This window comes from Myroides odoratimimus (genome assembly GCF_030326305.1).
In the GTDB taxonomy this organism is placed as follows: domain Bacteria; phylum Bacteroidota; class Bacteroidia; order Flavobacteriales; family Flavobacteriaceae; genus Flavobacterium; species Flavobacterium odoratimimum_A.
In genome coordinates, this window is record NZ_JACAKB010000010.1 from 62,979 (window position 1) to 75,888 (window position 12,910).

Here is a 12,910-nt window from a genome sequence, read left to right on the forward strand (position 1 = left end):
TAAAATATAAGTAATCAAAGAATTTGTATTTTAATTTGTTAAAAATAAATTAGTTAGCGTCATGGTAAAAGATGTCTCAATAGTTGGTAGTGGATTAGTAGGTGTGGTGTTGGCAATCAGCTTAAAAAAGAAAGGCTATATAGTAACAGTATATGATAAGAGTGAGGATATTCGAAATATAGATTTTAGAGGGAGGTCTATTAATTTAGCTTTATCAGATCGAGGGTGGCGTATATTAAAAGAATTAGGAATAGAAGATGAGGTAAGGGAACTAGGTATTCCAATGTCTGAAAGAGCAATCCATACTGAGGATGGTAATGTCAAATATCAACCTTATAGTATAAAAGGAGACTCAATATGGGCAATATCAAGAGGAGGGTTAAATAAAGATTTGATTTCTATTGCAGAAAGAGAAGGAGTGGTATTTAAGTTTGATACTCCTATCTGGGATGTTAATCTAAAAGAAGGGGTCTTGTATACAGCAGAGAAAGAGAGTGATCAGTGGAATGAGATTAAAACTGATTTGATCTTTGGGGCTGATGGTGCGTATTCTAGAGTCAGAGCTAAAATGCAGAAGCAAAGTCGATTTGAATATCAACAATCCTATCTACATTTAGGATATAAAGAACTTCGTATAGAGGCAATGCCTAATGGGGAACATCAGTTATCTAAGAACGCATTTCATATTTGGCCAAGAAAAGATTTTATGTTTATTGCTTTAGCGAATGTTGACGGTTCTTTTACTTGTACATTGTTTATGCCATATGAGGGGGAAGTCTCTTTTAAGACTGTTCAAACAGATGAGGAGATTAGAAAGTTCTTTGGTGCTTATTTTAATGATGTAGGTGCTTTGATACCAAATTATTTAGAGCAATTTAAAGAGAACCCAGTGAATTCATTGGTAACCATGAAGTGTTTTCCTTGGGTGTCTGAAGATAAGGTTGCTCTTATCGGTGATGCCGCACATGCAGTAGTTCCTTTTTATGGGCAAGGATTAAATGCGGGATTGGAAGATGTATATGTGCTAAATCAAATAATAAATCAGGTAGGAAATAATAGTTGGTTTGATGTACTAAAAAAATACCAAGAAGAAAGAAAGCCTAATGGAGATGCTATAGCAGAACTGTCCTATCGCAACTTTAGAGAGATGAGTGAAGATACGGCCGATGATATGTTTTTGTTAAGAAAAAAGATTGAGGCAAAATTTGCAGCTGAATATCCTAGTCTATGGTTGCCTTTATACGATAGAGTTACATTTAGTACAGAAAGTTACGTATCAGCTTTAGCAGAAGGAGATAGACAGGCAGGTATTATGGATGAGGTAATGAAAATGGACGGAATCATACACAAATGGGATAGTGAAGAAGTGATGAATAAGATAAAGTCTCTTTTATAATATAATGAAGAAGGGTATATGTGATCACATATACCCTTTTGAATTTATTTACGTTTACCCTTAGAGTTCCCTCCTGATAATATTTTATTTAAGATACCAAAAGCACCTCTTATAAAAGTAGCGCTAGTTACAACTTTAATAATTCCTTTTGTAACATCGCTATTTCCTTGTTGTGTTTTAGTAGTGCTTGTTTTTGTAGTCGTTTCTTTTACCTTTTGTTCTTCTTGTTTTAGAGCTTCTAGTTTTGCATTTAATATTTCATAAGCACTTTCTCTGTCAAAATACTCATTGTATTTTTTAGCAAGAGAAGATTTGGTTATAAGGTCATTTATTTCTTGATCAGATAAGATATCCATTCTACTCATAGGTGCACGCATAGTACATACTGCAAGTGGGGTAGGGATACCTTTTTCGTTTAGAGCAGTGACTAAAGCTTCTCCTGTTCCCATAGAAGTAATAATCTCATCAGTCTTATAATACTCAGTAGAAGGGAAGTTTTCGGAAGCAGTTTTGATTGCTTTGCGATCTTTTTCTGTGAATGCGCGTAGAGCATGTTGTATTTTTAGACCCAGTTGCGCTAGTACACCATTAGGAATATCTGTTGGATTCTGTGTGATAAAGTAGATTCCGATTCCTTTAGAGCGTATTAATTTTACAATTGTTTCTATTTGATTTAATAGCGTTTTACTAGCTTCATTAAATATTAAGTGTGCCTCATCTATGAAGATTACTAGTTCTGGCTGTCCACTATCCCCTTGTTCTGGCATCTGAGAATAAACTTGTGCCAGTAGGTTTAGCATAAAAGTAGAGAAAAGTTTAGGCTTGTCTTGTATATCTGTCAGACGTAGAATGTTTACATATCCATAACCGTTCTCATCAATACGCATCAAATCCTGTATGTCAAAAGAAGGTTCTGCAAAGAATATATCTGCACCTTGCTGTTCTAATTCTATTATCTTTCGAATAATAGCTCCAGTTGAAGCTGCAGAGATACGGCCATATTCTGCCTCTATTTCTTCTTTTCCTTCGTTGGTTAAGTACTGAAGAGTCTTTTTAAAGTCTTTTAAATCTAGTAAAGGAAGTTGCTTATCATCACAATATTTAAACACAAGAGAGACGATACCTGACTGAGTTTCATTTAAATCTAGTATTCTACTGAATAAGATTGGACCAAATTCAGTTATGGTAGCTCTAAGTCTTACGCCATTTTGTTGCGAAATTGATAATAGCTCCACAGGGAATCCAGAAGGTGTAAAAGGCAAGTTCATCTTAGAATGCCTGTCTTTTATAAAGTCATTTTCTACACCACTCATCGCTATACCACTAAAGTCACCTTTAATGTCCATCATTAAAACAGGTATACCTTTAGCCGAAAGTTGCTCAGATAATACTTGTATTGTTTTGGTTTTACCAGTACCAGTTGCCCCTGCTATAAGTCCATGTCTATTAATGGTTTTGAGCGGAATATTGATAAAGTGATCGGCTAGAATCTCACCTTCTAATTTTGCTGCACCTATAGTAATATAATCTCCTTTAAAAGAATAGCCTTGTTGGAGATTAGTGCTGAAGTTTTCTTTATTCATAGTTGTCATTTTGTAAAAAACATCTTTAAACTTTAACAAAGATAATGTATTCGCAAAATAAATTATATATAAATTTGAAATGTTAAATTTGAAGGTAATGTAAAAAATGCTTTAGTTTATTTCATTTAGAGTTGTTATCTTTACCTTAGCTTAACATTTCCTTTTAATACGGGGTGTTAAATTTCCTCTGTGTTAAATCAAGAAAGAAAGAGTTGAAAAAAATCATTATAAATTTTTTTATTTGATCTAAAAACATAAATTTGCGACTCTCATTAGTTTTAAAAGAGAAAATAAGTAATAAGTAATAATTGAAAAAAAAAGAATTAAATTTTTAAAAAGATGACAAAAGTATCAAACGAATCAGTTGAGAAAAAAGGATCTAGTTCAGGAGCAAGCAGAGTAATTGCATCACTAGCAGTAGTATTTTGTATTGTATTTGGTTACATTATCTGGAAATTTGTAATGGGTAACCCAGCTAACTTTGAAAACGGTGATCCAGAAAACGGACATCCACTACCAGGAAACTTCATGGGAATGGTTTATAAAGGAGGAATTGTAGTAGCGGCGTTAATTGGATTATTAACAATGACTGTAGTTTTCTCAATCGAGAGATTCTTTGTAATTTCTAAAGCATCAGGAAAAGGTAACGTAGGTAAATTCGTACAAGACTTACAAGGAAACATCAATGCTGGAAGAATCAGCGAGGCTATGGATGCATGTGACGCTCAACAAGGGTCAGTAGCTAACGTAGTAAAAGCTGGATTAATCAAGTATGAAGAAATGAAAAAAGAAGGATTCAATAGCGAAGAAGCTACTGAAGCAATTCAAAAAGAAATCGAAGAGGCTACTACTTTAGAGATGCCAATGTTAGAAAGAAACATGATCGTATTAGCTACATTAGTATCTATTGGTACGTTAGTAGGATTATTAGGTACAGTAACAGGGATGATTAAAGCGTTCTCAGCTTTAGCAACTTCTGGTACTCCTGACTCAGCTGCATTAGCAACAGGTATTTCTGAGGCGTTAGTATGTACTGCAACAGGTATTGGTACTTCTACATTAGCTATTGTTATGTATAACTCATTTACAACTAAAATTGATAGATTAACTTATTCAATTGACGAAGCAGGATTTGCTATTACTCAATCTTACAGAAGATTCAAAGGTTTAGTAAAGTAATTAGAATAAGTAAATAATAATAATACTAAGCCTGTGTAGACTTAGAATCAATACAGGTTTAGTTTATAAAAAAACACTATCAATGGCAAAAGGTAAAATGAAAAAGAAAAGTATGAGAGTGGATATGACCGCAATGTGTGACGTGTCGTTCCTACTTTTGACTTTCTTCGTATTGACTTCTACTGCTAAAATGCCAGAACCATTACCTGTGGATACTCCATCTTCAACAGTACAAACTAAATTACCTGAGGTAAATTTAGCTACGGTTACTATCGGAGGTGAAGAAGGATCAGAAAAGGTTTTCTTTGGGGTTTTAGGTAGAGAGGATCGTATCGCAACCCTTGAAAAAATGGGAGAGCGTTACAATATAGAATTTAATGATGAAGAGAAAAAGACTTTTTCATTCTTAGAAGGTGTTGGTACACCAATGCAAGATTTGAAAAGTTTCTTAAATCTTCCGCCAGATGTTAGAAATAAAGTTACTTCAAACCAACCTGGGATTCCTACAGATTCTGTAAATAACCAATTAAAGGATTGGGTTCAGACAGCTCGTATCGTAGCTAAAGACTTGAACAATAAAGTTCTTGAGGTAGCAATTAAAGCTGATGCAACTGTAAACTATCCAAAAGTGAAAAGCGTTATGGATGTTATGCAAGAGCAACGTCTAAACAAGTTCTACTTGGTAACAGGTCTAAGAAATGAGGATTTTTAATCATTAAACAAACTGTAAATGGCTGAATTAAATACAGGTGGAGGCGACAAGGATAAAAAAGTAAGAAGTAAAAAGCAGAATGCTGGAGTGGATTTAACTGCGATGGTGGATCTTGCTTTCTTATTGATTACTTTCTTTATGTTGACTACATCAATGAATAAACCGCAGTCGATGAACTTAGCTATGCCAGACAAGTCTGAAGAAGCAAAGAAAGAAGATAAAACGAAGGTAGATGAGAATCGTACGATGACTGTCTTAATCGGTGCGGATAATAAAATTAAATGGTATATGGGGATGCCTCATGAACCATTAGTGGGACCTACAGATAGTTCATACGGTCAAAACGGGATAAGAAAAGTAATAATGGAGAATACCAAAAAAGCTTTGGCTTATTCTCAAAATCCTGAAGATGGCTTAATTGTAATTATCAAAGCTAGTGAGAAATCAAATTATCGTAATCTAGTAGATATCTTAGACGAAATGGCAATTACAGGTACTAAAACTTATGCTATCGTTGATATCTCTGATAAGGATTTAGAGTTCTTAGGTGAGAAATAGTTAACGTCTAAATAATAAAAAGAAATGTCAAAATTAAATATCTTTAAAAAAGATTGGATTGATATTGTTTTCGAAGGACGTAACAAATCTTACGGAGCTTATCAATTAAGATCAGAAAACCCAAAGGTTACTACAGTAGCTTTGTTTGCTGGTATGGCTCTTTTTGGATTAGCAATTGCTTCTCCAATGTTGATAGACATGGCAAAAGGTACTTTTGGAGTTAAAAATGTGGAGAAATATGATGTGCCTTTAGAAATTAAGGAGATCGATCTTCCACCACCGGTAGAGGAATTACCTCCACCACCAGAAGATGTTCCACCACCACCTCCACCACCAGTAGAGGAAGTGAAGAACGTGAATGATACTAAAAAATTCGTTGAACCTGAAGTAGCGAAAAAAGAGGAAGTAACTGAGAAGTTAACTACTCAAGAAGACCTTAAAGACGCAGATCCTGGAGTGAAAGACGCTAAAGGAGATAAGGAAAAAGGTGAAATCAAAACTGGAGAAGGTACAGGAGAAGCTGATAAAGATAAAAAACAAGAAGTATCTGGAGATGGAGACCCTAATAAGGTATTCGTAGCAGTACAAGTTAGAGCAGAATACCCAGGTGGTATGGCAGCTTTTAACAAGCAGTTTATCAGTAGATTCAGAACACCAGATATTGATTCAGGAGTGAAAAGAATCCAAGTTATCGTTCAGTTTATTGTTGAGATAGATGGTTCATTAACTGATATTAAAGTTGCTCGTGACCCAGGTTACGGTGCTGGTAAAGAAGCTGTACGTGTACTGAAATCTATGCCTAAATGGAAACCTGCTATTCAAAACAATAGAAGTGTTAGATCACAATTTACATTACCAATTACTATCCAAGTACAATAGGTATGTTTAAAAATAAATTTCAACAGAAATCGCTAGTTCAGCGATTTCTGTTTGTTTTCGGACTATGCTTCTTTTTGCTTTATTTAGGATTAGGTTGCATGTTTTTGTTTTGGGATAATATGCCTATAGCCCTTGAATACACACATAGAATGCTTTTTGGTGGACTATTAATTGTGTATGGAGTATTTAGATTTATAAGACTTTGGAATCAGGACTGATTCTTAAAATATGAAGCCGCTTTTAGCGGCTTTCTTTTTTTGTTCAAATCTTAACAATGGAAGTTATTTGTTTTTTCTATCTTTATAAAATAAGATTTTTAGATACTACTTATTAAATGATAAAAAGAGGTTTTAGAGTTTTAAGCTATGTTTTGGCTTTGACTGCATTTTCAGTTATTTTCATACAATGTAAAAAGAAAGAAGTACAATCTACCCAAAATAATGTTGAGATAGATTATAAAGCATTAGATGAAACACCAGTTTCTGGTTATACACGTATTCTTGTTGATGAATCAGTTTATCCAATAGCGAATGAAGTGAATGAAATATTTATGTATGAGTATAATAGAGTGAAAGTCGATTTGGTTAAGAAAGCAGAAGGAGAAGTGTTGAATATGCTAATGAATGATTCTATTCGTGTAGCTGTGTTACCTCGTAAACTTACAGAGAAAGAGGTAGTGCATTTTAAAGGTAGAGTAAAACCTAAGATGACTCATTTTGCAACAGATGCAATAGTTTTTGTGACAAGTAAGGTTTTTAATGACAGTGTTATTGATTATGGACAGGTGTTAAGTAATTTGCAAAAACCTAATTCTGAACCAAGAGATAATCATATACTTGTATTTGATAATGTTAACTCTAGTATAGTTTCAGCTTTCAAAGAAAAAGCCAATGTAAAAGAGTTCGTGAAGGACTATGCATATTTTGGTGGTGATACAGAAGGAGTGATTGATTATGTAGTGAAAAATCCAAATGCTATTGGGGTTATTGGTTTGAATTGGCTAACACAACCAACTTTGGAATTGGAAGAGAAATTATCCCAACTAAAAGTACTATCAGTTAAGAATAGTAAGGATGGTAAGTATTATAAACCATCACAAAATAATATTGCGGAAGGTACCTATCCATTAACTAGAGATCTTTACGTGGTGGATATTCAAGGGAAGTCTGGTTTGGGTGTGGGGTATGCTTCTTATATCGCTGGATATAAAGGACAGCGTATTGTTTTAAAATCTAAGCTTGTTCCCTTTAAAGTTCCACCTAGAGAATTGAATGTGAGAAAAGAAATTTAGGAAAAATCGTTAAATCAAATTATATCTAGATTATGAATAAAAGAAATCTAAAATCATTACTAGCAATAGCTCTAATTAGTGTTTCAAGCTTTGCTCAAGACTTAGAAACAGCTAAGAGAGCTATTCAGGATGAACAATATGATAAAGCAAAGGCTATTTTAAAGTCTTTAGTTGAAAGTAAACCTAATGATGGTAAAAACTATTATTATCTTGGGGATGTGTTCTTACTAGAAGATGAAGTAGAATCTGCTCGCTCTTATTTTGAGAAGGGTATAGCAATTAAGAGTAAAGGTTTTCTTAATTATATTGGATTAGGACAATTAGCCTTGGAAGAAAATAATATCCCTTTAGCTAAAGAAAATTTAGATAAGGCTTTAAATAGTATTCGAAAAAAAGACTATGATGAAAAGTTATTAGTTGCTTCAGCATATATTTCTTCAGAGAATAAATTACCGAAAGAAGCAATTGCAATAGCTCAGGATGTTATTAACGCAGATTATACTAATGCAAACGCATATAATATTTTAGGTAAGGCTTATTTGGCTGAGAATAACTTTAATGAGGCTTTCTCTGCATTTAGAAATGCAATATCATACGATGAGTCATTGTTAGATGCTAAATTACAATTGGCTATTATTACTAAGAGAGGACGTGGTTTTGCTGAGGCTATAAAAGCATGTGAAGAAATTTTAGCTGTTAATCCACAGTATGCTCCTGCATTAAGAGAAATTGCTGATAGTTACTATTTATGGTCAGTTCAGGATAGTTCTAAGAAAGAGCAAAATATGGCTAAAGCTGAAGAATATTTTCAAAAGTATATTAGTGCATCAGATAACTCTCTCGAGGCTAGAATGAAGTATGCTGATTTTCTTTTGGTAACTGGAGAGTATACTAAGCTAGAAAGCTTAGCTAATTCTCTTAAAAATGAAGAAGGAGTAAATAATCGTATTTTTAGATATTTAGGTTACGCTGGTTATCATAATGCTAATTACACTGTAGCTGTAGAAGGTTTAGAGAAATATATTTCTAAAGCAAAAAAAACCATTGGTAGAGATCATTTGTATTTAGGTATTAGTTATTTGAATGTAGCTAAAGATAATAATGGGTATTATGCTAAGGGTGTAGAAAGTCTGAAACAAGCTGTCAAAGTGGATCCTGAAGTAGCAGAAGAGTTCCATGCATTAGGCTTAGAATTATTCAGAAAGAATAATTTAAAAGAAGCTATTGATGTATTTGTGATTTCAGGTGCTATTAAAGGACAAAGTAATTACGTGTATGATAATTATTACGCAGGATATTGTTATTATGTAGTAGGAAGAGATGATGAAAGTGGTAATAATGAGCAAGCTTTAAAGGAAGCTGATAAATATTTTGCAATTGCAATTGAAGGTGATGTAAAGTTAGCTGAAGCTTATTTCTTTAAGGCTAGAGCTAATCGTCTTCTGAAAGATGATGAGGCTTATAAGAAAGTATATGAATCGTATTCTGGTTTTATTAAACAGCTTACAGAAGCAGGTGTTTTAGATAAAGCTGATAATAAAGACAGAGTAATTGAAGCTTATACTTCTTTAGCTACTTATCATGCTAATCAAGAGGAAAATGCTGAATCTATTAAGTTCTTTAATAAAGTATTAGAGTTGGATCCCCAAAATGAGTTTGCGAAGAATACTATTAAAGCATTACAATAATAAGAATATTAAATATCAAGAAAACTCAATTGTGATTTTACAGTTGAGTTTTTTTAGTTATTGTTTATTAGAATGTTATTATCATTTATCTTTGTTGTCTTAATGTAAAAAATAAAATGACGAAAGATTACGATAAAGAAGCATTAGATGAAGGGAGAATATTACCTCTAATGGAAGAGTTTTATACTATTCAAGGGGAAGGATTTTATTCTGGTCATGCAGCGTATTTTATTAGATTAGGTGGATGTGATGTTGGATGTCATTGGTGTGATGTAAAAGAGAGTTGGGACGCTGAATTACATCCTTTAACTGATGTTCAGCTGATAGTGTCACGTGCACGTGAAGAAGCTAATTTAGCTGTCATAACAGGAGGCGAGCCTTTGATGTATAACTTAGATGTGATTACAGCTGAACTTAAGAAAGCAGGGCTACGAACGAATATAGAGACATCTGGTGCTTACGAATTAACAGGGAATTTTGATTGGATATGTTTATCTCCTAAAAAAAATAAATTACCTACTCAAAGTGTGTATGACGCAGCTAATGAGTTAAAGGTAGTGATATATAACAAGCATGATTTTATTTTTGCAGAGGAACAAGCAGCAAGAGTGAATGAAAATGCGTTATTGTTGTTACAAGTAGAATGGAGTAAACGCGCTGAGATGAACTCTCTTATTGTTGAGTATGTAAAGAGAAATCCTAAATGGAAAATCTCTGTTCAAACACATAAATATTTGGATATTCCTTAAATAGCTTTAAATTTACAAGAAGGTTTAAAAATAAAAACTATGAGAAAAATAATACTTGCTTTTGCAATGGTATTAGTAGCTCAGTTTTCTTTTGCACAAGATGCATTTAAAGCTGATACTAAAAAGTATATGGATTTGAGCGGACAATTAAAGACGTTTGAATTGTTAACTAAAGAATTGTCATTAAATGTAGAGGAAACTAAACGTGCAGATTTTGAAAAAGAATTAAAAGCAAGCATGGTTGTTTTAGTTGATAAGATGGCAGAGATGTATATGACAGAATTTAGTCATGAAGATGTTAAACAACTTATTCAGTTTTATGAGTCTCCTGTAGGTAAAAAACTTAGTGATAAGAGTGAAGTGCTTTTTGAAAAAGGTCAAAAAGTAGGAGAGGAGTGGGCAGTAGGACTACAAGGTATTATGATGAAGTATATGCAAGAATAATAATAAAAAGCTCTATGTGACAACATAGAGCTTTTTTTATTGTTCGATTTATTGAACACTCAGTCTTGCTAGATAATCACAGTTATCACCTTCTGTAATAAGTTCACATTCTAATCCGTTGCTATGCGCAGCATTTTGAAGTGTGTTATAATCAAGATAAAGCCATTCAAGGGGATCATCAATTTCTCCTTTATATTCTACAGTAAAGGTTAATTCTCCATAATAATCTTTATTTTCCATGAGTATCCATTTACCTCCATCTTCGTCTTCATCAAACATATAGATTAGATCAGAACTATCAATTAGTATTTGCCCACCAGGGTTTAATAAAGATTTTAAGTGCTGTAGATATTTAGTTGTATTTATTAATCTTCCGAAGATACCTGTACCGTTCATTAATAGTAGAATAGTATCGAATTTTTCGTTTGTTAAATCTAGTAAGTTTTGAACTGATGCATTTTTAATTCCTCTTAGTTTACAAGCTTCTATAGAGTTAGGAGAAATATCTATAGCTTTTACATCAGCTCCTTTTTCTTGTAGATAAAAAGAGTGAGTACCAGCTCCACATCCTACATCAAGTATTCTTCCTTTAACCATATTAAGAGCTTTCTGTTCGATCTTTGGCATCTCTTTATAACTTCTAAATAGATAAGCAATATCCATTTCTTCTGCTTCAGAGATATCTGTTTCGGTGATTACATTCTGTGGATGATTATTTGTCTGAAAATCTAAAATAGCTTTTCCTAAAAGGTCTTTCATTATTTAATCTTTCTTTTAAAATTAAAGTAGAGTTGTTGTAATTTTGTATCCAAAATAATATAAATGGATAAAACACTTTCACAACTTCCTAAGTTGGCCAAAGATAAGCATAATGAAAATAAGAAGTATTTTGATAAACTAAAAAAGAAGGCACCTAAAGATTTAGATTATCAAATGCAAGAAATCCATGACAATGTGTTTAAGAAGACAGATTGTTTGAGTTGTGCTAATTGTTGTAAAACAACTGGGCCTCTTTTTACGAATGCGGATATAGAACGTATCGCAAAGCATTTAAAAATAAAACCCCAGCAATTTATAGATAAGTACCTATATATTGATGAGGATCGTGATTATGTCTTACAGAGTCTCCCTTGTACATTTTTAGATAATGAAAATTACTGTATGATATATGAAGTTCGACCTAAAGCTTGTCGTGAATATCCTCATACTGACAGAAAGAAGTTTAATCAGATATCTAATCTTACACTTAAAAATGTAGCAATATGTCCTGCTGCTTATGAAGTAGTAGAGGAGATGAAGAGACGAATTATATTAAAATAAGTATTAGATGAAGAAGTGCTCTTCTTCTAATGCTTTCAAATTCTCTTCTGTGATATCTTCTACCTGTTCAGTAAAATACTCAAGTAGTTCTATGATTTTGTTTTTTAGTTTTTCAAAAAAAGCTACAGCATTTTCTAAATAGCCTTTTATAGCATTAAACATATCTAATATCGTATCAACAAAGTTGATTAAGCGCTCACCTAAATCCATATTTTTTTAGTTTATGTTATTGTGTTATCTCAAATATAACAATTATAAGTACTGAATTATCTTAAAAGAATTAGAAAATTTAGCCTTTATAATAATGAGTGTAACAATAATTAACTCAACCAAGTTTTAAGCTCTAGTATTTGGTTTTTACTTACTAAAATAGGTGCTTCGTCTTCAGGCTTAGGAGTAATCTTAAGTTCTATTTTTTGACTATTATGTTTAATAATATCAGCTACTGATTTTATATTAATGATATACTTTCTATTTATTTTGAAGAAGGTTTTACTATCTAGTTTACTAATGATATCTTTTATCGTATCATCGTAGATGTATGAATTGTTGTCAAAAGTATATAGGAATAAATGTTTACCAGAAGCAACAAAGTATGCTATTTGATCTTTTTCTATAGATTTTAATTTATGTCCATTATTTACTAGAAAACGTTCTTTGATTGAAGAATCATTCCCATTTTCTATTTTAGCTAAACTATCTAAGGTAGGAGTAATCTCAAATTGTTTACTAATCTCTTTAAACTTAATTAGAGCATCATCTAATTCTTCACTAGTAAATGGTTTCAGTATATAATCAATCGTGAATTGCTTAAACACTTGTATAGCATAAGAATCATAAGCAGTAATAAAGATAATAGGTGTTTTTATCTCTATATGTTCAAATATTTCTAAACTCTTTCCATCACCTAAATGGATATCCATGAAAATCAAATCAACTTTATTTGCTAAAAAGAAGACGGTAGCTTCCTTTACAGATGATAGGATAACTATATCATTTATAGAAAGGTGTTCTTGTCTTAAAAGCAAAGAATTTAAGTAATTTGAAGCTAAGCTTTCGTCTTCTACTATAGCAATTTTCATGTGGTGATAAATTTGTACAAAAGTATAAA

General features: G+C 32.4%; 14 protein-coding genes. 10 read left to right on the forward strand and 4 right to left on the reverse strand.

Annotated elements, in window-relative coordinates; all coding sequences use genetic code 11:
* Positions 1-61: 61 nt before the first annotated feature.
* Positions 62-1,396, forward strand: a complete 1,335-nt coding sequence (locus HX049_RS09390) for an FAD-dependent oxidoreductase (protein WP_286415556.1) — start codon at positions 62-64, stop codon at positions 1,394-1,396.
* Positions 1,397-1,440: 44 nt separating this feature from the next.
* Here the strand turns inward: HX049_RS09390 and HX049_RS09395 are convergent, their stop codons facing one another.
* Positions 1,441-2,979 (reverse strand): helicase HerA-like domain-containing protein, encoded by a 1,539-nt coding sequence (locus HX049_RS09395; protein ID WP_286415557.1) that lies wholly within the window; start codon positions 2,977-2,979, stop codon positions 1,441-1,443.
* Between the two features lie 339 nt (positions 2,980-3,318).
* Between HX049_RS09395 and HX049_RS09400 the strand changes: the two genes are divergently transcribed.
* The 8 genes from HX049_RS09400 to HX049_RS09435 all read left to right on the forward strand — a co-directional run bounded on the left by HX049_RS09400 (position 3,319) and on the right by HX049_RS09435 (position 10,479).
* The gene (locus HX049_RS09400; protein WP_006257212.1) at positions 3,319-4,158 is read left to right on the forward strand and encodes a MotA/TolQ/ExbB proton channel family protein; all 840 of its coding nucleotides are present in this window, start codon (positions 3,319-3,321) and stop codon (positions 4,156-4,158) included.
* Positions 4,159-4,240: 82 nt separating this feature from the next.
* Positions 4,241-4,870, forward strand: coding sequence for an ExbD/TolR family protein (locus tag HX049_RS09405; RefSeq protein ID WP_286415558.1), 630 nt, complete (start codon positions 4,241-4,243; stop codon positions 4,868-4,870).
* An 18-nt stretch (positions 4,871-4,888) separates the two neighbouring features.
* Positions 4,889-5,428: an ExbD/TolR family protein gene (locus tag HX049_RS09410; protein WP_006257210.1), complete on the forward strand. Its 540-nt coding sequence runs from the start codon at positions 4,889-4,891 to the stop codon at positions 5,426-5,428.
* Between the two features lie 24 nt (positions 5,429-5,452).
* Positions 5,453-6,307 (forward strand): energy transducer TonB, encoded by an 855-nt coding sequence (locus tag HX049_RS09415; RefSeq protein WP_286415559.1) that lies wholly within the window; start codon positions 5,453-5,455, stop codon positions 6,305-6,307.
* Between the two features lie 334 nt (positions 6,308-6,641).
* On the forward strand, positions 6,642-7,598 hold the full coding sequence (locus tag HX049_RS09420; protein WP_286415560.1) for a PstS family phosphate ABC transporter substrate-binding protein: 957 nt from the start codon (positions 6,642-6,644) through the stop codon (positions 7,596-7,598).
* Positions 7,599-7,630: 32 nt separating this feature from the next.
* On the forward strand, positions 7,631-9,286 hold the full coding sequence (locus tag HX049_RS09425; RefSeq protein WP_286415561.1) for a tetratricopeptide repeat protein: 1,656 nt from the start codon (positions 7,631-7,633) through the stop codon (positions 9,284-9,286).
* Positions 9,287-9,402: 116 nt separating this feature from the next.
* Positions 9,403-10,035 (forward strand): 7-carboxy-7-deazaguanine synthase QueE, encoded by a 633-nt coding sequence (locus HX049_RS09430; RefSeq protein ID WP_286415562.1) that lies wholly within the window; start codon positions 9,403-9,405, stop codon positions 10,033-10,035.
* Positions 10,036-10,074: 39 nt separating this feature from the next.
* Positions 10,075-10,479 carry a DUF2059 domain-containing protein gene (locus HX049_RS09435; RefSeq protein ID WP_006257205.1) on the forward strand — a complete coding sequence of 135 codons (405 nt, stop codon included), beginning with the start codon at positions 10,075-10,077 and terminating at the stop codon, positions 10,477-10,479.
* Between the two features lie 48 nt (positions 10,480-10,527).
* Here HX049_RS09435 and HX049_RS09440 read toward each other — a convergent pair whose 3' ends face one another.
* The gene (locus HX049_RS09440) at positions 10,528-11,238 is read right to left on the reverse strand and encodes a class I SAM-dependent methyltransferase (protein WP_286415563.1); all 711 of its coding nucleotides are present in this window, start codon (positions 11,236-11,238) and stop codon (positions 10,528-10,530) included.
* 63 nt (positions 11,239-11,301) lie between these two features.
* Between HX049_RS09440 and HX049_RS09445 the strand changes: the two genes are divergently transcribed.
* Positions 11,302-11,799 carry a YkgJ family cysteine cluster protein gene (locus tag HX049_RS09445; RefSeq protein ID WP_286415564.1) on the forward strand — a complete coding sequence of 166 codons (498 nt, stop codon included), beginning with the start codon at positions 11,302-11,304 and terminating at the stop codon, positions 11,797-11,799.
* 3 nt (positions 11,800-11,802) lie between these two features.
* Here HX049_RS09445 and HX049_RS09450 read toward each other — a convergent pair whose 3' ends face one another.
* Positions 11,803-12,009 (reverse strand): hypothetical protein, encoded by a 207-nt coding sequence (locus tag HX049_RS09450; protein ID WP_041889138.1) that lies wholly within the window; start codon positions 12,007-12,009, stop codon positions 11,803-11,805.
* Positions 12,010-12,119: 110 nt separating this feature from the next.
* Complete coding sequence (locus HX049_RS09455) at positions 12,120-12,881, reverse strand: LytR/AlgR family response regulator transcription factor (protein ID WP_286415565.1); 762 nt, start codon at positions 12,879-12,881, stop codon at positions 12,120-12,122.
* Between the last annotated feature and the right edge of the window lie 29 nt (positions 12,882-12,910).

Coding starts and splice junctions, on each gene's coding strand:
- HX049_RS09390 (WP_286415556.1), top strand. CDS start 62: ATGGTAAAAGATGTCTCAATAGTTGGTAGTGGATTAGTAGGTGTGGTG.
- HX049_RS09395 (WP_286415557.1), bottom strand. CDS start 2,979: ATGAATAAAGAAAACTTCAGCACTAATCTCCAACAAGGCTATTCTTTT.
- HX049_RS09400 (WP_006257212.1), top strand. CDS start 3,319: ATGACAAAAGTATCAAACGAATCAGTTGAGAAAAAAGGATCTAGTTCA.
- HX049_RS09405 (WP_286415558.1), top strand. CDS start 4,241: ATGGCAAAAGGTAAAATGAAAAAGAAAAGTATGAGAGTGGATATGACC.
- HX049_RS09410 (WP_006257210.1), top strand. CDS start 4,889: ATGGCTGAATTAAATACAGGTGGAGGCGACAAGGATAAAAAAGTAAGA.
- HX049_RS09415 (WP_286415559.1), top strand. CDS start 5,453: ATGTCAAAATTAAATATCTTTAAAAAAGATTGGATTGATATTGTTTTC.
- HX049_RS09420 (WP_286415560.1), top strand. CDS start 6,642: ATGATAAAAAGAGGTTTTAGAGTTTTAAGCTATGTTTTGGCTTTGACT.
- HX049_RS09425 (WP_286415561.1), top strand. CDS start 7,631: ATGAATAAAAGAAATCTAAAATCATTACTAGCAATAGCTCTAATTAGT.
- HX049_RS09430 (WP_286415562.1), top strand. CDS start 9,403: ATGACGAAAGATTACGATAAAGAAGCATTAGATGAAGGGAGAATATTA.
- HX049_RS09435 (WP_006257205.1), top strand. CDS start 10,075: ATGAGAAAAATAATACTTGCTTTTGCAATGGTATTAGTAGCTCAGTTT.
- HX049_RS09440 (WP_286415563.1), bottom strand. CDS start 11,238: ATGAAAGACCTTTTAGGAAAAGCTATTTTAGATTTTCAGACAAATAAT.
- HX049_RS09445 (WP_286415564.1), top strand. CDS start 11,302: ATGGATAAAACACTTTCACAACTTCCTAAGTTGGCCAAAGATAAGCAT.
- HX049_RS09450 (WP_041889138.1), bottom strand. CDS start 12,009: ATGGATTTAGGTGAGCGCTTAATCAACTTTGTTGATACGATATTAGAT.
- HX049_RS09455 (WP_286415565.1), bottom strand. CDS start 12,881: ATGAAAATTGCTATAGTAGAAGACGAAAGCTTAGCTTCAAATTACTTA.